The sequence below is a fragment of the Amphritea sp. genome (assembly GCF_048266285.1).
Taxonomy (GTDB): domain Bacteria; phylum Pseudomonadota; class Gammaproteobacteria; order Pseudomonadales; family Balneatricaceae; genus Amphritea.
The window spans coordinates 108,465-129,126 of the sequence record NZ_JBLWZV010000006.1; the positions used below are offsets into that span (position 1 = coordinate 108,465).

Consider the following 20,662-nt stretch of genomic DNA (forward strand, 5'->3'; position numbering starts at 1 on the left):
ATGAGCCTAATTACCCCTGAACAGTTTGATAGCCGTAGTTTTATCTATCGCAAACACCAGCAGGCTGAGTATATCGAAGTTGCCGGTGCCGCACAGGTGCTGAGTTATGAAGGGCAGAGTGCTCAAGGAGAGGGTGCTCAAGGGCAGAACGATCCTGACATAGGGCTGACCGATCTTTCAGTCTTGCCGCGATTTGGCTTGCGAGGCCCCGCGGCTGGTGATGCGCTGGTTGCGGCGGGGCTGCTGCAGCCTGAAAAACCCAATACACTGACCCTGTCGGATGAGGGACTGATGGTGCTGCGTTTGGGTTATAACGAGTACTGGCTGCTTGCAGTGCCTGATGCAACGGTTGATCTGTCGGCGTTAGAACAGCAGTTGACCGGCCCCGGTATTTATCCGGTGTACTGCCATGACAGCTATGCTTGGTTGGTGATGTCCGGTGATCATCTGGCCGATGTGATGGCGAAAGTCTGCGCGGTCGATCTGCGGGAGAAAAATTTTTCCTTAGGTGATTTAGTGATGACATCACTGGCGCGTGTCAGTGGGGTTATCTGTCACCATCAGATGGCGGGCAAACCGGTGTTTTCTATTTTCAGTGATAGTGCTTCAGCGGGCTACCTTTGGGATGCCCTATTGGATGCGATGGGTGAGTTTAATGGCACTCCAGTCGGGCAAAATAGTTTGCTTAAATAACCAGTTCCATCACCTCAAAAACCGGCTGGCATCTCCTCCGATGCCGCTGGTTTTTCTTTATTTATAACTCCGTTTGAGCATGATCCGAATCGGGTTATCTTTTTTCTCTTTGAAATAGTTCCTCTTGTCCAACTTTAAGGTACAGTGGGCGTTTTGATCAGCGTATCAAAACCCTTAACTGACTCTTAGGACACGCTATGCAGCAGGCAGATATTCATGCGGCCGCTCAGACATTACTCTCTCGGCGGTTGAATAACCGCATGACCGGACCTCTCAAGGCTGAATGTCGTCCTAACTCGGTGTCTGATGGCTTGGCGATTCAACACCGCTTGCTTGAACTGATGACGCAGCAGGGGAATCCCGTCGGCGGTTGGAAATGTGCTTTGCCGATTGCGGTCGATGGTTTAACCGATGTGCCGGTGGTCGCGCCAATTTTTAGTGACAGCATCTATACCACTTCACCCTGTCCCATCATCGCGGACGAAGGGTGGTGTAAAATTGAACCCGAGATTGCTTTTTGTTTCGCTCAAGATCTGCCTCACCGGCCAACACCCTATACCGAGCAGGAGATTGTGGCGGCGCTGTCCGGCGCGCATCTAGCGCTGGAGTTTATTCTCAGCCGCTACCTGCAACCGGATTCGGTGAGCTTTATTGAGCATCTGGCCGACTGCTTATTTAATCAGGGCTTGTTTATAGGGCCTGAAATCTCGTTGGAACAGGCTTTTCAGGCCTCAACGATCGAACTAACGCTGACAACCGCATCGACGCCAGAGGTACAGCATTTTGCGGGTAAACACCCCTGCGCTGAACCTCTGTTGCCGTTGTTTTGGTTGGTTAACTTTTTGCGTCAACAGGGTATCGATATTAAAGCGGGTCAGCAGGTGATTACTAGTTCATATGCGGGTGTGATCGAGATCGCGCCGGGTGACTATTTCACCTTAAGCTATGAAGACCTGGGTGAAATATCATTAGCCTTTACACAGGATTGAAGTGTGACGTTTAAGCCCCGGGTGATGATTAGCCGAAGCTGTATACAGCGGTTTACAACGTGTATCTAATTTAGACATATAAAAACGATAAGAGGTAAGACGATGGGCATTATATCTTGGATTATTTTAGGGCTGATTGCCGGTATGCTGGCGAAATGGATTATGCCGGGTAAAGATGGCGGTGGTTTTATTATTACTACATTGCTGGGTATTGCGGGTGCCTTTGTTGGCGGTTTCCTCGGCAGCTTGATCGGCTTCGGTAGTTTAGACGGTTTGAGCTTAGGTAGCATCGTGACCGCTACAGTGGGGGCGTTTATTCTGCTGTTTGCCTATAGAAAACTGAAGTAAGCAGACTATCTCATCTATCTAAGGAGCGCAGCATGCGACCACTTATCCCGTTTGTACATCAACTCGATAACGCTGAGGCGGATCAGTGGTGTGCAACCCTCCGCGAACTGTTGCCAAGCTGTGATATCCGGCTGTTTTCTCAGTTGAGTGATGAAGCAAAAGCGCAGGTGAGCGTGGCGGTAGTGGCGAACCCAGACCCAGATGAGGTGGCTCAACTGAGTAATCTGATTTGGTTGCATTCCGTGTGGGCTGGGGTCGAAGGGATGATGGCCAATTTAGCGCACTTGCCATTTGATATTGTGCGTTTAACCGATCCTCACCTAGCCCAGGCGATGTCCGAAGCGGTGCTGGCATGGAGCCTCTATCTACATCGTGATATGCCCCGTTATCGGCAGCAACAGTCACTTAACGTCTGGCGACCTCAGTCTTACATTGATGCTTGCGATCGCCATATTGTGATTCTTGGGCTGGGAGTACTGGGGCAAAAGAGTGCTTTGCGACTCGTGGATAACGGCTTTCGGGTTTCAGGTTGGAGTCGGACGCTAAAGCGCATTGATTCGGTGGCCTGCTATATGGGTGAACAATCTCTATGTGAGTTGGTGGCGCAGGCGGACATTATTGTTAATTTACTCCCTCTGACTCCGGCTACCAAAGGGTTGATGGGGCGTGATTTTTTTAATCGGGTAAAAATTGGTGCCGCACTGATTAACTTTGGGCGAGGTCCTACGGTGATTGATGACGACTTACTGCAGGCCTTAGACGAGGGGCAGGTCAGTCATGCGGTGTTAGATGTTTTTGCTCAAGAACCGTTACCTACACAATCACCGCTATGGGGCCACCCCGCAGTTACTCTATTACCGCATATTTCAGCGCCAACCAGTGTGGCAACTGCCAGTCGGATCGTTGCTGCTAATATCAGTACTTATCTGACGCAGGGGACGATACCGCCGAGCGTTGATAAAACCCAAGGATATTAACGGCATAAACCGTTTCGCCATGAACGTTTATGGTGAGGCTTGGGTTAATGCGAGGTAGGTCTATTTGTTGAACGATCGATGTTCAAGCTAATCCCTAAACAATGGGGGATGAAAGCCGCCTATCTGTGTTAAAGTGCCATCCTTATTCTTTACTGTCCGGACTTTTTTTGTGACCAATAACGATATTCTGCGCCGTCTGCGCTATACCTTTGATTTCAGTGATACCAAAATGATAGGTGTCTTTCGTCATGCCAATCTGGCGGTTACCCGGGTGCAACTCGGTGGTTGGCTGAAAAAAGAGGAAGACCCTGAGTATGTGCGCATTACCGATCAGGAGATGGCGACCTTTCTCAATGGTTTGATTATCGAAAAACGCGGCCGCAAAGAGGGTGATCAGCCCGAGCCTGAACGGCACCTCAATAACAATATCATCTTCCGTAAGTTGAAGATCGCTCTGAATCTTACGGCCGATGATATTCTGCAGTTGTTGAAGTTAGCGGGTGTGAGTCTCAGTAAACATGAACTGAGTGCGTTGTTTCGTAAACAAGGCCATCAGAACTACCGTGAATGTAAAGATCAGGTGTTGCGTAACTTTTTAACGGGTTTGCAACACCAGTGGCGCGATAAGGCACCGGCAATCGATAGTGATAAACCCCAGCGTGTGACTGCCACGGCGACTGCAACGGCAGATAAGCCGGTACGTAAACCGTCTGAGAAACGTGCCAGCAAAGAGGTTAAGTTTGTTGTTGATAAGCCCGCGACCGCTAAACCTGTAATAGATAAGCCTGAGACAGATAAGCCGGCGCCGACAAAACCAACTCCTAAAACCGCAGACAGTGATTCCGTGTGGGCCAAAGCGCTGGCGAAAAGCAGTAAAAAGAGCTGATAAACAATGAAAGAGAAGCTGCTGCCACCGACACGGGAAGAGATTGCTCTGTTTCCTCTGTTTCAGGGACTGACACTGGAGCATATCTGCTTACCTGTCGGCCCAGAGGCTCTTGAGGCCGCGTTGCAGGATCTGTTAAGCAGTCCGTTTGTCGGCTTCGATACCGAATCAAAACCCGTGTTTCGTAAAGATCAGCCCTCTAAGGGGCCTCATGTAGTGCAGTTATGTACCGCCAGCACCGGCTATATTTTTCAACTACATGATCAAGCAGCCTATCCGGTTATTTGTCAGGTATTGCAGGCTAAGCAGGTGGTCAAAGTGGGCTTTGGCTTACAATCGGATCGTAGTCATATCCGCCGTAAGTTTGGTGTTGAGATTACCGCTATACTGGATCTCGATGCGGTTTATCGTAAGCTCGGATATCGGCGTCAGTTAGGTGTCAAAGCGGCGATAGCGGTGCAGTTTGGGCAAAAATTTAATAAATCGAAACGGGTTTCCACTTCTAACTGGGCGCTACCAACGCTCAGCGATGCTCAGTTACTCTATGCCGCTAATGATGCTTATGCTGCGTTAAAAATCTTACAGGGGCTGCAGCAAGCGGGTGATGGAAAGATTATTAAAGAGCAGATATTGATGTAACGTTTTTTGAAGCTGACGTTAGAGTTAGCTTCACAGTTGACAGGATATTAATCAGATGATTTTAAAACGTTTTTCAGAACTGCCGCCGCTGGAAACCGAGCCGGGTACGGATTGTTCTTTTATTAGCCATAACCCCCAAGGTGAACCACTACTGACCGTTGTCTATGCCACTAAACGGGATTTTTTGTCGGTGCCTAAAACCTATACGGCCGTACAGTTTAAAGGTAATGATGCGGTTCCTTTGGAGTTTCATTCGGTTTCCCGTAAAGATTATCTAGAACAGATGGAGATGGCGACGAGCTGGTTTAAATCTGGTGTCTATGAAATCGAGCAAACCAAAGACTATTCCATTGTGATGTTGCTGACCAATGACCGGGCGCTGGAAATTATTTTTACCGGTTTTGAATTGTTAGAAGATGGTTATCATTCTGTCGATTCCCAAGCGGCGTTAATTGCTCGTATTAGTGGTTAACCGCTGTTGATCTTGAACCTTTTTTAACCCGATAGGGTGCTGGAACCGAGCGTTAAAATTCATTTTGTTTTAATACTCGGTGGTTTTTGCTGCATTTGTGGACTCTTCGTTAGTGGTAATTTATGCAGAGTTAACTTACTGTCAAAAACTGTGACACGTAAAAAAATTTGTAACTCACCGTTTTTTTTGTCAATATACACCTAAATGGATACACGTTAGCCGCTGATGTATACGTTCAGCGTAACGGATCAATAGATTGGCACATTTTCAGAGGATGAAAATGAAGTGGCTATCTTGGCACCTCTTTTAGCTCCTTTCTGAATTAAATCATTGCTCTAAAAGTGTATTCCTTATCTGTGAATCATTAGATTGATGGGTAAGTTATAACCTAGTTTGTCGTGATTAGATGTTTTAATCAGATAACTGATAGGTATCAGGAAGACGGAAGGAATCAGAAATAGAGTAGGGATTGATTAGTGTTTTATTAGATCAGGCCTATTGATAATACTGCTAATTCTTATAAGGAAATAAGATGAAATCATTAGTCATTATTTTAGCGAGTCTTTGGGTTTCATGCCGCTACACCGATCTATATTCAGGTGATGTGTTGTATAACTTGGCCGCACCGGTAGGTTTAATTGTCGGGGTTATTTCGTTAACGCTTTGGCTGGTTATGCATGTTGATCTCGTGCTTCATAGTCACCACTCTGATGGCTATCAAAGCGATAACGCTGACTTTAGCCACGATTCTCTAAGCAGTCACCGTGGTGATTAAGCGTACTTAACCTGCTGCTCTTTTCAATATCACCATGCCAGATATGACTCACTGGTTCATGACGCTGCTATCACCGTTACTCTTGTTCAAAATAACGCCCCGGCGTTTTTCCTAACGCTTTTCTAAACATGGTGATAAAAGCGCTCTGGCTGTTGTAACCGAGATCTTGGGCAATATTAGCGATGGCATCTCCCTGTGCAATACGGGTGAGCGCGGCTAATAATCTCGCCTGCTGTCGCCACTGACCAAAGGTCATCCCCGTTTCTTGCCGAAAATGGCGTGCTAAAGAACGGGCGCTGGTACCGAGTTCGGCTCCCCAATCATCCATTGAACGAGCATCCGCAGGGTTATCCCTCAACTGATGGGCTATCTCTATCAGTGGCTTGCTCTTCGGATGTGGCAGATGCAAGGGGGCTTCCGGTGTTGCTTTGAGTTGATCGAGAAACACCTCGACTAAGCGTCCTTCAGCTCCCGTTTCATCATACAGGGTATCGAAATTTACCATCGCTAATATCAGTTCTCGCAACAGGGGGGTGACATGGAATACCTGACAGTGATTCGGTAGATGTTTAGACGCGTCCGGAGCGATATAGACGTTGCGCATCTGCACTGGATGAATGGTGCGGGTATCATGCTCGATATAGGCGGGAATCCAGACCGCTCGTTGAGGCGGTACGACCCAGTAGCCAATGTTTTTGGCTGACACCTGAATCAGACCATCGGCGATAAATAAAAGCTGTCCCCAGCCATGACTGTGAAAAGGGGTATAAAAACCTGCCGTATGGTCTACTTGGCGAATAACCAGTTGGCGCGGTACCTGTTCGAGCCGGTTAAAGGGTTGTCCACCAGGGTTAAGCCAGTGGTTCTGGGTTTCAGGGTGTTCTGTCTGTTTTTCGATATAAGTTGGCATGGTTTATTATATACGACAGGTGAGATGTTTTTTAAAGTAGAACATTAAACTTAACTGAGTAACAGAGTCGGGTATTGGCATTTGGTTGTGCCCTGATTCGCTGGAGTCACTGTGTTGAATTTTATCCGTCGTCCGGAAATGTTTCTGTTTTTACTCGCCGCGGCAATGCCGTTATCGATGGGCGTGTGGATGGCATTACTGAATAACTTTGCCATCGAACAAGCCGCCTTTACCGGGGTCGAGATCGGTATTTTGCAATCATTACGGGAGATCCCTGGGTTTCTCTCATTTGGTGCCGTGCTGTTGTTAGTGCTGCTGCGGGAACAAACCCTAGCACTGGTATCGATGTTATTACTGGGCTTGGGCACTGCGATGACCGGCTTTTTTCCAACGGAGTTAGGGCTTTACTGTACGACGGTACTGATGTCCTTGGGGTTTCACTATTACGAAACCATGAATCAATCCTTATCACTGCAACTGTTTAGTAAAGAGGAAGCGCCTCACCGTTTAGGGCAGATGGTGGCGATTGGTTCCTTTGCCAGCTTGGTGGCCTTTGGTTTGGTGTGGTTAGCACTGGACGTGTCTCGTTTATCGATGCAAACCGTTTATCTGTTGGGCGGGGGTGTAACCGTTGCCATTACGTTATTTTGCTGGCTATTCTTCCCGCATATGCCGGGTAAAGTCGAACAGCATAAAAAACTCCTGCTGCGTAAACGTTACTGGTTGTACTACGCATTGGTGTTTATGGGCGGTGCGCGGCGACAAATATTCATGGTGTTTGCGAGTTTTCTGATGGTGGAAAAATTTGGCTTTTCTGCTGGCGAAATATCTATTATGTTTCTCGTCAATGGCGCTTTGAATATGGTTTTTGCCCCCAAAATTGGCAAACTCATTGGTTATTGGGGAGAGCGAAAAACCCTGTCGGTCGAATATATCGGCTTGATTGTTGTCTTCACCGCCTATGCCTTAGTGTCCGATCCTTGGATCGCCGTCGGCTTATATATCGCAGATCACCTGCTGTTTTCGATGGCTATCGCACAGAAAACTTACCTGCAAAAAATAGCAGACCCTAAAGATTTAGCGTCCACCGCCGGAGTCTCATTTACCATTAATCATATCGCGGCGGTTATCCTACCGGCGGCCTACGGATTGCTATGGATTATCTCCCCTGCGGCTGTGTTCTTGACTGGTGCAGCGATGGGCGCCGTTTCGTTGGTGTTGGCGCGTATGGTGCCGATCAACCCCGCTCCAGGCGTTGAGGTCAGCTGGAAAAAAACTAACCAAGGTACGCCGCTTTAAAACGGTTTCATTAGCTGATTTATTACGCGTTCAGGCTTGATCCTGAACTCATTTTGGGCCTGTTCGTTTGAGGGAAGAGGGTTTATACACCCTTTCCCCCGCTTTTTTAATCGTCGTATGGCGGCGAGAGGTTTGTTTTTTTTTCGCCGATACGGTCCGTCTGTATGAATTTATACTGCTTTTGCACTTTTTTGCGTTCGTTTTGTTCTCTAATTAATATTTTCTTTTTTGTGTATATTGTTAGGTTTATCTTCTGTTATAAGTGGTCTTTATAAGATTAATCATCTTAATAAAGGTCGCTGAATATTCTGTTTGCGTAACTGAAATCATAACTATGGTTAATTTCATTGGCATTTAACTCACTGTAAGTAGTACTGTAGTTTTAAGTGGCAGTATGGATTTGTGCTTCATTACTATTCAAATCAGTCTGTACTCGTCGGTATCAGAAGCAGCTTTAGGGCTGATTTTTTTGAGCCAAAATAATTAATCATGATTATTTACATTAATTATTAAAGTGGCTCTTTTCGGAGATGAAATGGCTGAAGTTCAGCGAAAGTACCGTAAACAAAAATTATCTGATCTCATTGTCGATGAAGTGAAGTCGATGATAGTGGCAAAAAAACTTCTACCGGGTGATCGCCTACCTAACGAGCGAGATTTAATTGAGCAGTTTGGTTGCTCTAAGGGAACGGTCAGGGAAGCGTTAAAGGCGTTAGAAGTTGAAGGGCTTGTTTATACTCGCCCGGGCCCTGGCGGCGGAGCCTACCTTTCGGAAGTTGGCACGGATCCCGCCAGTAAGATGTTACGAAATTACCTCTACTTTAATCACTTATCAGCTGAGCAAGTGTACGAGATGCGTAAACTGATTGAAGTTGAGCTGGCTGTTTCGGTGGTAGGCAAGTTAACACCCACTGATTTCGAACGGCTTGAAGAGTATACCAAAGCCTGCTCAACAGCGCCGGAATCAGATGACCAGCAGCGGCTTCAGCGGATTGCTGAACTTGAATTTCATAATGTACTCGCCGATGCCAGTCCGAATCCTTTGTTTAGCTTTATGGGTCGCTTTTTAAACGAAACCCTGCGTGATTTGGTGGTACTCAAAAAATCCTATCAAATCGATGCTTATCAATTTACCCATTCGAATGTCGTTTATCACCAGCGTTTGCTAGCAGCCTATCGGGCCGAAGACGTAGCTGCTGTGCGCCATTTAATGGGTGAACATATGTGTGAGGCGGAACAGCAGTTTGTCGCGCTGGATGGCCAAATATCTCAAAAAATGTAAAACCGGGTATGTAAGTACCCATCAAAAAGAGCTTGTTAAACAGGCCGAGAATGACTGAGAAGCTTCAAGATAAGGCAATAAATAAAATAGTAAAGAAACCTTAGAGGAAAGCACTATGAAAAAAATGATTTTGAGGAATGTCTTACTCTCCGCTGTTTTAACGGCGACGACGACACTCACGTTTGCCGCTGAGGGGGTTACTATTTATGGCGTTAAATCTGTATCGGGAGCCTTTGCTAGTTATGGTAAATATGCCGATATGGGTTCAAAGCTGGCCGTTGAGGATTATGGCACGCTACTGGGGCAGCCGGTGAGCTATAAGACGCTCGATACTGAAGGAAATGCGGGTAAAGCTGTGCGTAAGGTTCAGGAAGCGATCAGTCAAGATAACGCGCGTTTTTTTGATGGTGCCACACTGTCTTCTACCGCGTTGGCAATCGGTAAGGAAGTGAATAAGGTCAATGGTGTTTTCATGACCCCTGCAGGTGCTGATGAGTTAACGGGTGTCGATTGCAATATGTCCACTTTTCGTTGGTCTGTGCCAACATATGGTGCTATACGTCAAACTGTTAAGCCCTTGATCGATCAGTTTCCAGAGAAAAAACGTTGGTACACCATCACGCCTCAGTATGTCTTTGGTGAAGCGCTGCTAGAAAATGCGAAGCAGGTGTTTGAAGCCGAAGGTGTCGAGCATGTGGGTAACAGCTACCACTCGTTGAAAGAGCAAGAGTTCTCTGGTTACCTGACAAATGCGATGGCCGCTCAACCTGATGTTTTACTGCTCTTGAACTTTGGTTCTCAGTCATCCAATGCACTGCGTCAAGCGATCAACTTTGGCCTTAAAAACCAGATGACCATTCTGATGGCTTGGTCTTCAGGTCTTGATCAATTGCAAGAGCTCGGTCCCGACATTGCAGACGGTGTGTATTTTGGTGCTCAGTATTGGCATACCGTTGATACCCCAATGAACAATGCGCTGGTGAAGCGGGTTAATGAAGCTTACGGCATGAACCCAAACTACCCATTAGCGGCTGACTATATTGGTACTACCGCAATCTTGAACGCCATCGCTAAGGCGGGTACGACTGACAGTGCTGTTGTCGCTAAGGCATTGGAAGGTGTGACCTATGATGGTCCTACCGGTAGTGAATTTGTGCGTGCAGCCGATCACCAGGTACTTAAAGATTACTACCTGCTGAAAGGCAAGCCAGCGTCAGAAATGGCTGATGCAGATGATTATGTCGATATTATCAGCTCTGGAAAATCGTTTCCTGATGAAGCCACTCTAGCGTGCAAACGTAGTTAATTTGACCTCCGTATTCCGGTTATGCCGGGATACGGAATATATGACTTTTGCTGGAGTGAACCGATGAGTCTCTATCTTTTTCAGATACTGAATGGTGTCGGCTTAGGGATGATCTATTTTCTGATTTCGGTCGGACTGACGATTATCTTTGGTCTTTTGAATTTTGTTAACTTTGCCCATGGTGCCTTTTATCTTATAGGCTCCTATCTTTGTTTTACCATTGTTTCTTTGACGGGTAATTTTTGGCTGGCGCTCGCGATAGCGCCTCTTATTGTTGCTGCTTTGGCTTTTTTGACTGAAAGGACGTTGATTAAACGTGCCTATCACTTGCCGCATACTTATCACATCTTGATAACCCTCGGTATCGCTCTGATTATTCAGGAGTTGACCATCTCTATCTGGGGGCCTATCGGTAAATCTGTTTCCGTACCGGATGCCTTGCAGGGCGTATTCCAGATGGGACATTTCTATTATCCGAAGTACCGATTGTTTGTGATTATCTTTGCTGCCGTGATCGCCTTTGCGCTTTGGTTGCTGCTAGAACGAACACGTTTTGGCGCGTTGGTACGTGCCGGTAGTGAGGATACGGAAACCGTTTCACTGTTAGGTACACATATCCATAAACTGTTCTCGATTACCTTTGCGCTGGGAGTGGGTCTTGCGGGTCTTGCTGGCGTGTTGGCGGCGCCTATTCGGGGTGTTCATCCCTTTGTTGGCGTAGAAGTCCTCGGTATTGCCTTTGTAGTGGTAGTGATTGGCGGGATGGGATCATTCACCGGAGCGCTAGTAGGTGGGTTGATTGTCGGCTTGGTGCAGAGCCTGATGACAACGATCTGGCCGCAGGGCTCAAGTTTGATGATTTATGGTGCGATGGCTTTTGTCATTCTGTTACGTCCTTACGGTTTATTCGGGAGAGGCTGATTATGATGAAGCAAAAAAAATCATCATCACTGTTTGGCGGGGTAACCTTAGCAGCGTTAGCAACGATTATCGTGATGCCACTGTTATTGCCTTCAGCAACGTTAGCGACTGAAATTCTTATTTTTGCGATGGCCGCGTTAGCTTGTAACCTGCTATTGGGTTATACCGGATTACTCTCTTTTGGTCAGGGGATTTTCTTTGGTGGTGGTGCTTATGTGGCGTCGATATGCATGATTCATTGGCAATTTGGACTACTCGAAGCACTGCTTATTGCAATGTTAACGGGCGCCTTACTCGCCGGATTGGTAGGCGCGCTGTCGATACGTCGAAAGGGGATCTATTTTGTCATGTTGACGTTGTCCTTTTCACAGATGGCGTACTTTATTGCTTATAGCCTGAGCGATTGGACTGGCGGTGATAATGGTTTGCTAGACATTCCTCGTCCGGCATTAATGTTGTTTGGCTTTGAGGTGAGTGACCTGGTCTCCAGTGAGGCGTTCTACGCTTTTGTTGGTGTGCTTTTCATGCTGATCTTTGTGTTTGCTCGTCGGGTGATTCATTCCCCTTTTGGCACCACACTGGTGGCGATTAGAGAGAACGAAAACCGCGCTTCAGCCGTTGGCTTTTCGACCAATCATTTTAAGTTGTTGGCCTTTGTTATTTCGGGCGGTATCACCGGTATTGCCGGCGCGCTTTACGCGATGTTACTCAACTTTGCGCCGCTTTCTAATATTGAGCTTCAGATGTCAGAAAGCATTTTGATCATGACGATCATTGGCGGTACCGGTTCTTTATTCGGCTCTATCCTCGGGGCGGGATCGATCGTGTTATTGGGCGATATATTGTCGTCCGTCTGGCCTCGCTGGATGATTTTATTAGGTATTGCTCTGATCGGCGTCGTGCTGTTTATGCCATCGGGTCTTTGGGGTGGTGTGGGTTCTGTTGCCGATCGCTGGCGTGAATATCGTCGTCGCAAAGCATCTGCGGCGAAGTCCTCGGGGGTTAACTGATGAACGATTATATACTCGAAACAGAAAACCTCGGTTTACGCTATGGCGCATTTGCGGCGCTAGGCAGCGTCGATTTGAAGATCAAACGAGGCTCTATACACACGGTGATTGGGCCCAATGGTGCCGGTAAAACAACTTTGTTTCACTGCCTGACGGGTGAACGTAAACCCTCCAGTGGAAGCATCCAGTTTGCGGGACATGATGTCACCCATCAGGCACCCCATAAGCGGGTAGCTGTGGGGATGTCCCGCTCATTTCAGATCACTAGTCTGTTTCAGAACCTGAGTGTGCGTGAAAACCTTCGCTTAGCCGCGCAAGGGCGAGATGGGTTGGCGGCATTGGCGTTCTGGTATTCGGAGAACCATCGGCGGCAACATAGCGATAAAGCCGATGAAGTGATTGAACGGATCAAGTTGGGCGCGGTGGCTGATACCTATGCCGGAGAGCTGTCGCACGGTCAGCAACGGGTCCTTGAGGTCGGTATGGCACTGTGTAGTAGCCCGCAAATGTTACTGTTGGATGAGCCTACTTCTGGTATGGGCGTGGATGATATTCCGGTGATGACACAGCTGATATCTGAGCTGGGGCAAGATCATACGGTGATGTTGATTGAGCATAATATGAAACTGGTGATGTCAATTTCAGATCGAATTACCGTGATGCATCAGGGCAATATTCTGATTGAAGGTGAACCCGAAGTGGTCAGTGGGGATGAGCGTGTTAAGAAGGCCTATCTGGGGGAAAGTGGATCATGAAACTTGAGCTTAATAATGTTCATTCTTACTACGGTAAAAGCCATGTGTTGGAAGGGCTTTCTCTTGAGGTGGGTTCCGGTGAACTGGTGACATTGCTAGGGCGTAATGGCGCGGGTAAAACGACTACATTACGCAGCATCATGGGTATTGTGAAACCGAAACAGGGCTCCATCCGTTTTAATGACGTTGAGTTGGTGGGGAAAGAGACCTTTGAGATCGCCCGTTATGGCATTGCTTTAGTACCGGAACACCGCGGTATCTTCAGTCTGCTGAGTGTCGAAGAAAACTTAGCCATTGCTGTTCGAGCGGGAAGTCGCTGGGACATCGGTGATGTGTATGAAATGTTCCCGCGGCTTTATGAACGGCGTAAAAATGGTGGTAATGAACTGTCCGGCGGTGAGCAGCAGATGCTTGCGATGGCGAGGGCTTTGGTGAATAAGCCGGAGCTATTATTACTGGATGAGCCCACCGAAGGTTTAGCCCCAGTCATTGTTGATGAAATCGTCCGCATTCTTGAACGCATCCGAGAAGCGGGCGTGTCGGTGCTGCTGGTGGAGCAAAACCTAGCGGTATGTGAGCGCCTAGCAGACCGGCACTATGTGTTAGAGCAGGGCAATATTGTTTATAGCGGCACGGGCGAGGATTTCCGTCAGCAAGAATCGATTAAAGATCGCTATTTGGCAGTTTAGCCGACAGCTAAAAGGATAATGAATGATGAATAAAATGAGTAACGAGATGTTGGCTTCTAATGTATTAAGAGTCGATCAAGATCGGCTCTGGGCGAGTCTAATGGAGCAGGGCAAAATCGGGGAGACCGCTAAAGGCGGCTTGAACCGGTTGGCATTGACGGACCTTGACCGCCAGGTGCGAGAGCTTTTTATTCAATGGTGTACTGACGCGGGTTGTGACGTCAGCATTGATCAAATAGGTAATATTTTTGCGCGTAGAGCGGGACGCGATAATAGCTTGCCGCCCGTGATGACCGGAAGTCATATTGATACACAGCCAACCGGTGGTAAGTTTGATGGGTGTTTTGGGGTGATGTCCGGCCTTGAAGCGATTCGGCGTCTGAATGATCTGAATATTGAAACGATGGCACCGATCGAAGTGGTCGTTTGGACTAATGAAGAGGGCTCACGTTTTCCACCTTGTATGATGGGGTCTGGCGTTTTTACCGGTCAGTTTACGCTGGAAGATACGTTAGCGACCTGTGATAGCGATGGTGTTTCTGTCGACGAGGCACTCCAAAGCATCGGTTTTGCCGGAGAGCGGTCGGTTACCGGCCATCAGGCTGCGGCGTATTACGAAGCTCATATCGAACAGGGGCCAGTGCTAGAGGATGAAGATAAAACCGTTGGGGTTGTCATAGGTGCACTGGGACAAAAATGGTTTGATTTACGTATTACCGGGGTTGAAGCGCATGCGGGCCCTACGCCTATGAAATTGCGTCATGATGCCGGTTTGGCTGCGGCCCATGTGATGGTTTTTGTTAATCAATTGGCGTTGAAATATGAACCACACGGGCGCGGAACCGTTGGCTGCTTAGAGCTGTTTCCTGGATCAAGAAATGTTATTCCGGGGCAGGTTGACCTAACCGTTGATCTACGCCATCTCGAAGCTGATATTCTGGAAACGATGGTGCTGGAACTGAAGGCAGAAATTTTGCGGATAGAGCAGCAGTTTGGCGTGACAACAGTGCTCACACCGACCGCTGATTTTCCGCCGCTGGCGTTTGCGCCTGAGTGCGTTGATGCGGTTCGTCATGCGACTGAAGCGCTGGGTTATAGCCACCTAGATATTGTTAGCGGTGCAGGACACGATGCTATTTTTATGGCAGAAATTGCACCTGCTGGGATGATCTTTGTGCCTTGCGAAGGTGGCATCAGTCACAATGAGATGGAGCGTGCCGACGCTAAAGATTTAGCGGCGGGAGCCTCGGTATTATTAAATGCCTTATTGGCAAGTGCTGGGCGGGCCAATTGAGATGGATATAAGCAAAGCGACGGATATTGCGGATCTTGATGCAACCACGCTTAGTCGGTTATATCGCAGTAAAGAGCTTTCACCTGTGGCGGCGACTGAGGCAGCACTGGCCCGGATAGAGGCCTGTAATGAGCAGGTAAATGCCTATTGTTATGTGGATGCTGAAAGAGCGCTAAATGCTGCCAAAGCGTCAGAACAGCGGTGGATGGCGGGTAACCCGCAAAGCCCAATTGATGGCGTACCCTCATCAATTAAAGATTTGACCCGGGTAGCGGGCATGCCAAATCGTAGCGGATCATTGATCAGTTCAGCGGAACCGGTGACTGATAATGCGCCATTTACTGATCGGATGCTTGAAGCGGGTGCGGTTATTCTGGGTAAGACCTGTACCCCTGAATTTGGCTGGAAAGGCGTTACCGATAATCGTTTAACCGGTATCACCCGTAACCCTTGGAATACTGGGTTGACCGCAGGTGGTTCATCTGGCGGTGCTGCCGCTGCCGCCGCTCTGAATATGGGGGTATTGCACCAAGGAAGTGACGCGGGTGGCTCTATTCGTATCCCCGGCGGTTTTTGTGGTGTGTTTGGGATCAAGCCAACCTTTGGTTTTATCCCGCAATGGCCTGCTAGTGCAATGACCACGCTGTCTCATCTTGGTCCGATGACTCGTACGGTTGACGATAGTTTGTTGATGATGGATGCCGTTGCCCGCCCTGATGATCGTGATTGGTATTCTGATCGTATCTATAGTGGCCGCTGGAGTGAGTCGCCAAGTATTGATTTTAGCAAGCTTACAATCGCTTACAGCCCAACGCTCGGATACGTGGATGTTGATCCAGAAGTACAGCTGAAAGTTGATCAGGCCATCAAGTTGTTGGTTGATTTGGGCGCAAATGTTGAAGAGGTTGATCCCGGGTTTACGGATCCGGCGGAGATCTTTTCAACGCTCTGGTTTGCCGGTGCCGGAAAAGTCGTTGAAAGTTTTAGTGAAGAGCAGCGGGAACTGCTTGATCTAGGCTTTCGCAATATAGGTGAGCAGGGTCGTAACATTGACATTGTTAGCTATATGAAAGCCGTCGATGCTCGAGCCGAGCTAGGAATGATGATGAACCAGTTTCATCGGCGCTATGACCTCCTGTTGACGCCAACGTTACCGATTACGGCTTTTGCTGCGGGACAAAATACAGTGGATGATAGCCAGACAGAGTGGATGGAATGGACGCCATTTTCTTATCCATTTAATTTGACCCAGCAGCCGGCTGCTACGGTTCCCTGCGGCTTTGTTAAAGGGTTACCGGTTGGTTTACAGCTGGTAGCCGCTCGAGGTGATGATGCACGTTTGCTCGCCGTCGCTAAGCAGTTTATGGAGGCGTGTAAAACTGACCGTCTGAGTACGCCGATCGTGGCGTGATCTAAACGTAAAAAGGGGATCACATTAATAATGTGATCCCCTTTTTTTGTGCTTAAACCTAGCCGTTAAGCGATGGCGAGGCTAGGCCATCGAGTCTTTTAGACCTGCTTTCATAGGGGCTGAGCGTTAGTATTCCGCTAGCTGTGCACGCGGCTTAGCGGCGTAGCTGCCAAAGATAATGGTTCCCAGTGCAATCACACCCAATAGCCAGGTGTATTGGATATTCGCAATGACAATCAGAGGTGATATCCCTGCAATCGAACCGGCCAATAGTACCTGGGCTCCATAGGGTAATAATCCTTGCACCGTACAGGAGAATATATCCATCAAGCAAGCACTGCGACGCGGGTCGACATGTTGACGCTCGGCAATGTCTCTTGCTAAACCGCCACAGATAATAATTGAGACGGTGTTATTGGCGGTACAGACGTTTGTCAGGGCTACCGCTGCGCTAATAGCCACTTCGCCGGCCCGAGGGCTGGCGGCAGCGCTATCGCCTTTGGAAGTGAGACGCTCGATCTGACGGGCCAGAAATTCGAGGCCACCTTGGGCTTTCATTAAAGCACCTAAACCACCGATCAACATCGACAGAATCATGATCTCCTGCATGCCGGTATAGCCGGCATAGATATCCTTAGAAAACTGTGCAATCGAGTAGCTGTCGGGTCCGCTTAAGCCGATGGCGCCTGCCAGCAGAATACCGCTAAACAAGACTAAGAAGACATTGAAGCCGGTCAGTGCCATGGTGAGCACAACCAGATAGGGTAATACTTTCAGCAACTGATAGTCGGTGTCCTGAGTAATATTGGCATCGGTGCCCTGTAAATAAAGCCATACGAGGGTGATGAGTGCTGCGGGCAGGGCGATTTTAAAGTTCATGCGGAATTTATCGCGCATGTTGCAGCCTTGTGAGCGGGTGGCGGCAATGGTGGTGTCTGAGATAATCGACAGGTTGTCACCAAACATCGCACCGCCAACAACGGCACCAATGCACAGCGGTACTGATAGATCGCTGACTTCTGTTAGACCGACGGCAATAGGCGCCATAGCGGCAATGGTGCCCATTGAGGTACCCATCGCGGTGGCAATAAAGGCGGTGATGATAAATAGACCGGGCAGCACAAATTGTGCTGGGATAAAACTCAGGCCAAAGTTGACCGTTGCATCGACACCACCTACCGCTTTAGCGACACTGGCAAAGGCGCCAGCGAGCAAGTAGATCAGGCACATGGTAATGATATTGCTGTCACCCACACCTTTAATAAAGGTATCGAGCCGTTGGTTCAGTTCGCCGCTTCCTAACAGTAATGCCAGCACAATAGCGGGCAGGATCGCTACGGGAGCTGAGATCTGATAGAAGGCATAATCTACATTAGCGGCTTGATAGTAAACGCCACTGCCAATAAACAGGGCGAGAAAGAGTAACAGAGGTAGTAGCGCGAGCGGGTTGGCTCTCATTTCAGGCTCCAGGGTAAAGAAACATATTTGCTACAACCGCAACAGAGCCATAGGGGAAGCGGTAGTCATCTACCGGTACACTAAGGTCACTGGATGTGGTTGTTGATTATATTCTGCAGATAAACAGAATTAGCAATAAAAAAACCTGCCACTCTTTTGGAATGCAGGTTGATAAATGGATAGTGAGCATTACGCTAGGTAACCTCACTAATTTAAGCCGGGATTATACCTATTCGCAGGCGCAGTTCTAATATTGATTTACTATATGGTCTTGATTTTGGTTATAAGAAGCATGTTATTGATAACCAATTGAAATAAATGAAGGTGGCCGAGGCTATCTGCAAACAGGCTAAGACCGGCGTGCTGCCCAGTGATTATGAGATGATTTCTAGCTCATCCGCATATTTGAAGCTATTGATTTTGCTGCGTTTAGCTTCATACATCGCTAAATCTGCTTCATGCAGGAGCGCTTCCAATGGTTGGCCTTTAAAGTGAATAGCGATACCAATACTGATGCCGACAGTGATTACTTGATCATTAAAGATGATGGGTTGGCCCATCGAGTCGATCACCCGTTGTGCGATGATTGATAGTTGTCGCCGGGTGCCGTGTGATGGCAGTATGGCGGCAAATTCATCTCCACCGAGGCGTGCAATGGTATCGGTTTCGCGGAGTATTTCACGCATCCGGCCAGCCACCTGCTGCAGAACATAATCACCCGCTTGATGACCATACTGGTCGTTGATGGGCTTGAAGTGGTCGAGGTCCATATAGATAAGTGCTAGAGGCGCTTTGGAGCGTCGGGCCTGTGCTAGTTGTAACTCTAATACTTCAAGAAACAGGTTACGGTTATACAGACCGGTTAGCTGATCGTAGTGGGCAAGGTGCTGAATCTCTTGTTGAGCAGTGAGGTGTTTTCGCTGTATACGGAAATATAGCAGGGTGCCAATACCGGTAATGGTGGAGGTAAGAATAAAGAACATCACCAACGGTGGGAGTAGGTTACGGTAGGAGGCGTAAAAGTCTTCGGAGCTGGCCAGTGAGATCAGCTTCCATTTAGGCCAATGGCTTACCTCCATCGGTTTACTATTAATGACTTTTGTTAGATCCGTGGAGATGGTGTCAAAGATAAAGTAGCCATAGTTCGAGGGGAAAAAACCCTGTTGATTGGCTTTAATACGCGACCAAACCCCAGGATAGTATTTATCAATGGTTCGGTCTTCATAGCGTGGAAACATAAAGGCCCAGGCTGCTTCACGTTCACGACCAAACAACCAGTAACCATTTTCGTTAAGCAGCATCAGCTCGCCGGCAATACTACTCGCTTCCCGTTTTAATTGAGTGAACAGGGCCGTGCTGTTCAAGTTAATGATGACAATGCCTTGCTTGTTACCTTGTTGATCAAATACCGGGGTAGCGATACGCACAATCGGTTTAAACGGCAGTTCAATGCGGCCATTTTCGATATTAAGATCCATTTTTGAAACGTAGACCTGACCGGCTGAAAGCTTAAATGAGTCGGCAAAATAATAGCGTTGATGCTTATCTTGCATTGCGTCTGGCGGGGTGACCACCGGGCCGAGGCTCGATTGATCTACCCGGATGACCTCAATGCCTTTAGCGTCAATATAACGGATCTGTTCATAAGCGGGCTTGATCGTGGCTAGGCTAAGATAATCTCGGGCTAACCGACTAGCGGCGTCGATCTCGCCCTTTAATAGGTATTGTAAATTATCCTGTAACGCCAGCATTCGCGTATCGGAGGCCGCTTTGGAAATATGTTCGTGGAGTCCATTTCTGATCAGCTTTAACTGTTGCTGCTCTTGCGCAATCGCCTCGGCGATATGGGTCTTATGCTCTTGCTGATAAATATTGAGCAACAACAAGAGAAACAGGCTCAGTGATGCGAGGTAAGTCAGTAGCAGAAATCCCCGTAAGGCGAGGACTTTCTCGATCAATGAACGATGGTTGAGTTGTCCGATTGTTCCACCTTTGAGTAATAGATAATGGATTAGCAAGGTGGTTAAAAGGGAAAAAGACAGGCCGCAGGCGATAAGCGTCGTTACACCTGATGAGGATAACTTTAGTAATGGCAGAACCAGTGCGAGTACGGTTGCCACTGTAAATGCGATAATGGCGGTGCGCAGCAGGAGTGATTCATTGCTGAGATCTTCCCGCGCGATAAAGCGTTTTGTTTTGAGCATGAAGCGCATGGTGAAGATGGTGATTAAGGCGGTTAGACTGGCATCGAGAAATATTTCCAGCCAAAAAAAACTGAGCGGAATCTCCAGTGTTTGCATGGCCTTCATGGTCAGCATTTCTGCAGCCATTAGGATAACCATAAGAAAAAGGCGGGATAGCATGTGTATAGGTTGGCCTTATCTCTGCGTTAGCAAATGAATAGCTTAGCAAGTGACAGCCTAATGACTATTCAGGTGAATGAAGTCGTGGTGAACCTATTAAGTAGGTAGCTTCATTTTAACAGAGGTTCTGCAAGCCTGACAGTAGACCGAGTTGGTGAGAGGGACTTTAAATGTAAAAAGCCCCC

20 protein-coding genes are annotated in these 20,662 nt (G+C 47.9%); 17 read left to right on the forward strand and 3 right to left on the reverse strand.

The features are described 5' to 3' along the window. From ACN0T0_RS09590 to ACN0T0_RS09625, 8 genes are all read left to right on the forward strand, one after another. Complete coding sequence (locus ACN0T0_RS09590) at window positions 1–693, forward strand: sarcosine oxidase subunit gamma (protein WP_417225473.1); 693 nt, start codon at window positions 1–3, stop codon at window positions 691–693. Between the two features lie 197 nt (window positions 694–890). After that, window positions 891–1,682 (forward strand): 2-keto-4-pentenoate hydratase, encoded by a 792-nt coding sequence (locus ACN0T0_RS09595; protein ID WP_417225475.1) that lies wholly within the window; start codon window positions 891–893, stop codon window positions 1,680–1,682. Between the two features lie 102 nt (window positions 1,683–1,784). Beyond that, entirely contained in the window at window positions 1,785–2,030 is a 246-nt protein-coding gene (locus tag ACN0T0_RS09600) for a GlsB/YeaQ/YmgE family stress response membrane protein (RefSeq protein WP_417225477.1), read from the forward strand. A 32-nt stretch (window positions 2,031–2,062) separates the two neighbouring features. Next, on the forward strand, window positions 2,063–3,007 hold the full coding sequence (locus ACN0T0_RS09605; protein ID WP_417225479.1) for a 2-hydroxyacid dehydrogenase: 945 nt from the start codon (window positions 2,063–2,065) through the stop codon (window positions 3,005–3,007). Window positions 3,008–3,176: 169 nt separating this feature from the next. Next, window positions 3,177–3,893, forward strand: a complete 717-nt coding sequence (locus tag ACN0T0_RS09610; protein ID WP_417225481.1) for a DUF1456 family protein — start codon at window positions 3,177–3,179, stop codon at window positions 3,891–3,893. 6 nt (window positions 3,894–3,899) lie between these two features. Further along, window positions 3,900–4,532: a 3'-5' exonuclease gene (locus ACN0T0_RS09615; RefSeq protein WP_417225483.1), complete on the forward strand. Its 633-nt coding sequence runs from the start codon at window positions 3,900–3,902 to the stop codon at window positions 4,530–4,532. 55 nt (window positions 4,533–4,587) lie between these two features. Then, entirely contained in the window at window positions 4,588–5,004 is a 417-nt protein-coding gene (locus ACN0T0_RS09620) for a hypothetical protein (RefSeq protein ID WP_417225485.1), read from the forward strand. A 532-nt stretch (window positions 5,005–5,536) separates the two neighbouring features. Continuing rightward, window positions 5,537–5,779 (forward strand): hypothetical protein, encoded by a 243-nt coding sequence (locus ACN0T0_RS09625; protein ID WP_417225486.1) that lies wholly within the window; start codon window positions 5,537–5,539, stop codon window positions 5,777–5,779. Between the two features lie 76 nt (window positions 5,780–5,855). On the opposite strand, the gene ACN0T0_RS09630 is transcribed toward ACN0T0_RS09625, so the two are convergent. Continuing rightward, window positions 5,856–6,689, reverse strand: a complete 834-nt coding sequence (locus tag ACN0T0_RS09630) for an AraC family transcriptional regulator (protein ID WP_417225488.1) — start codon at window positions 6,687–6,689, stop codon at window positions 5,856–5,858. Window positions 6,690–6,800: 111 nt separating this feature from the next. Here ACN0T0_RS09630 and ACN0T0_RS09635 point away from each other — a divergent pair, with 111 nt between their 5' ends. From ACN0T0_RS09635 to ACN0T0_RS09675, 9 genes are all read left to right on the forward strand, one after another. After that, window positions 6,801–7,988, forward strand: coding sequence for an MFS transporter (locus ACN0T0_RS09635; RefSeq protein WP_417225490.1), 1,188 nt, complete (start codon window positions 6,801–6,803; stop codon window positions 7,986–7,988). 535 nt (window positions 7,989–8,523) lie between these two features. Continuing rightward, the gene (locus ACN0T0_RS09640) at window positions 8,524–9,270 is read left to right on the forward strand and encodes a FadR/GntR family transcriptional regulator (RefSeq protein ID WP_417225492.1); all 747 of its coding nucleotides are present in this window, start codon (window positions 8,524–8,526) and stop codon (window positions 9,268–9,270) included. 115 nt (window positions 9,271–9,385) lie between these two features. After that, the gene (locus tag ACN0T0_RS09645; protein WP_320135338.1) at window positions 9,386–10,576 is read left to right on the forward strand and encodes an ABC transporter substrate-binding protein; all 1,191 of its coding nucleotides are present in this window, start codon (window positions 9,386–9,388) and stop codon (window positions 10,574–10,576) included. A 63-nt stretch (window positions 10,577–10,639) separates the two neighbouring features. Beyond that, entirely contained in the window at window positions 10,640–11,497 is an 858-nt protein-coding gene (locus ACN0T0_RS09650) for a branched-chain amino acid ABC transporter permease (RefSeq protein WP_215951921.1), read from the forward strand. Window positions 11,498–11,499: 2 nt separating this feature from the next. After that, on the forward strand, window positions 11,500–12,507 hold the full coding sequence (locus tag ACN0T0_RS09655; RefSeq protein WP_417225495.1) for a branched-chain amino acid ABC transporter permease: 1,008 nt from the start codon (window positions 11,500–11,502) through the stop codon (window positions 12,505–12,507). Continuing rightward, window positions 12,507–13,262, forward strand: coding sequence for an ABC transporter ATP-binding protein (locus ACN0T0_RS09660; protein WP_252734934.1), 756 nt, complete (start codon window positions 12,507–12,509; stop codon window positions 13,260–13,262). The genes ACN0T0_RS09655 and ACN0T0_RS09660 overlap by 1 nt, the downstream gene beginning before the upstream one ends. Continuing rightward, a complete protein-coding gene (locus ACN0T0_RS09665) occupies window positions 13,259–13,951 on the forward strand; it encodes an ABC transporter ATP-binding protein (RefSeq protein WP_417225497.1) in 693 nt (230 codons plus the stop codon). The genes ACN0T0_RS09660 and ACN0T0_RS09665 overlap by 4 nt, the downstream gene beginning before the upstream one ends. A 22-nt stretch (window positions 13,952–13,973) precedes the next feature. After that, window positions 13,974–15,245 (forward strand): Zn-dependent hydrolase, encoded by a 1,272-nt coding sequence (locus tag ACN0T0_RS09670; protein ID WP_417225499.1) that lies wholly within the window; start codon window positions 13,974–13,976, stop codon window positions 15,243–15,245. Further along, a complete protein-coding gene (locus tag ACN0T0_RS09675; RefSeq protein WP_417225501.1) occupies window positions 15,211–16,656 on the forward strand; it encodes an amidase in 1,446 nt (481 codons plus the stop codon). The genes ACN0T0_RS09670 and ACN0T0_RS09675 overlap by 35 nt, the downstream gene beginning before the upstream one ends. A 126-nt stretch (window positions 16,657–16,782) precedes the next feature. Here ACN0T0_RS09675 and ACN0T0_RS09680 read toward each other — a convergent pair whose 3' ends face one another. Continuing rightward, window positions 16,783–18,114 (reverse strand): Na+/H+ antiporter NhaC family protein, encoded by a 1,332-nt coding sequence (locus ACN0T0_RS09680; protein ID WP_417225503.1) that lies wholly within the window; start codon window positions 18,112–18,114, stop codon window positions 16,783–16,785. Between the two features lie 374 nt (window positions 18,115–18,488). After that, a complete protein-coding gene (locus ACN0T0_RS09685) occupies window positions 18,489–20,444 on the reverse strand; it encodes a diguanylate cyclase domain-containing protein (protein WP_417225505.1) in 1,956 nt (651 codons plus the stop codon). Window positions 20,445–20,662: the final 218 nt, after the last annotated feature.

Bases quoted from the DNA above. Each gene is read 5' to 3' on its own strand.
- ACN0T0_RS09685 (WP_417225505.1), bottom strand. From the start codon at position 20,444: ATGGCTGCAGAAATGCTGACCATGAAGGCCATGCAAACACTGGAGATT.
- ACN0T0_RS09605 (WP_417225479.1), top strand. From the start codon at position 2,063: ATGCGACCACTTATCCCGTTTGTACATCAACTCGATAACGCTGAGGCG.
- ACN0T0_RS09595 (WP_417225475.1), top strand. From the start codon at position 891: ATGCAGCAGGCAGATATTCATGCGGCCGCTCAGACATTACTCTCTCGG.
- ACN0T0_RS09615 (WP_417225483.1), top strand. From the start codon at position 3,900: ATGAAAGAGAAGCTGCTGCCACCGACACGGGAAGAGATTGCTCTGTTT.
- ACN0T0_RS09680 (WP_417225503.1), bottom strand. From the start codon at position 18,114: ATGAGAGCCAACCCGCTCGCGCTACTACCTCTGTTACTCTTTCTCGCC.
- ACN0T0_RS09665 (WP_417225497.1), top strand. From the start codon at position 13,259: ATGAAACTTGAGCTTAATAATGTTCATTCTTACTACGGTAAAAGCCAT.
- ACN0T0_RS09650 (WP_215951921.1), top strand. From the start codon at position 10,640: ATGAGTCTCTATCTTTTTCAGATACTGAATGGTGTCGGCTTAGGGATG.
- ACN0T0_RS09590 (WP_417225473.1), top strand. From the start codon at position 1: ATGAGCCTAATTACCCCTGAACAGTTTGATAGCCGTAGTTTTATCTAT.
- ACN0T0_RS09625 (WP_417225486.1), top strand. From the start codon at position 5,537: ATGAAATCATTAGTCATTATTTTAGCGAGTCTTTGGGTTTCATGCCGC.
- ACN0T0_RS09645 (WP_320135338.1), top strand. From the start codon at position 9,386: ATGAAAAAAATGATTTTGAGGAATGTCTTACTCTCCGCTGTTTTAACG.
- ACN0T0_RS09670 (WP_417225499.1), top strand. From the start codon at position 13,974: ATGATGAATAAAATGAGTAACGAGATGTTGGCTTCTAATGTATTAAGA.
- ACN0T0_RS09655 (WP_417225495.1), top strand. From the start codon at position 11,500: ATGATGAAGCAAAAAAAATCATCATCACTGTTTGGCGGGGTAACCTTA.
- ACN0T0_RS09630 (WP_417225488.1), bottom strand. From the start codon at position 6,689: ATGCCAACTTATATCGAAAAACAGACAGAACACCCTGAAACCCAGAAC.
- ACN0T0_RS09600 (WP_417225477.1), top strand. From the start codon at position 1,785: ATGGGCATTATATCTTGGATTATTTTAGGGCTGATTGCCGGTATGCTG.
- ACN0T0_RS09640 (WP_417225492.1), top strand. From the start codon at position 8,524: ATGGCTGAAGTTCAGCGAAAGTACCGTAAACAAAAATTATCTGATCTC.
- ACN0T0_RS09660 (WP_252734934.1), top strand. From the start codon at position 12,507: ATGAACGATTATATACTCGAAACAGAAAACCTCGGTTTACGCTATGGC.
- ACN0T0_RS09620 (WP_417225485.1), top strand. From the start codon at position 4,588: ATGATTTTAAAACGTTTTTCAGAACTGCCGCCGCTGGAAACCGAGCCG.
- ACN0T0_RS09675 (WP_417225501.1), top strand. From the start codon at position 15,211: ATGCCTTATTGGCAAGTGCTGGGCGGGCCAATTGAGATGGATATAAGC.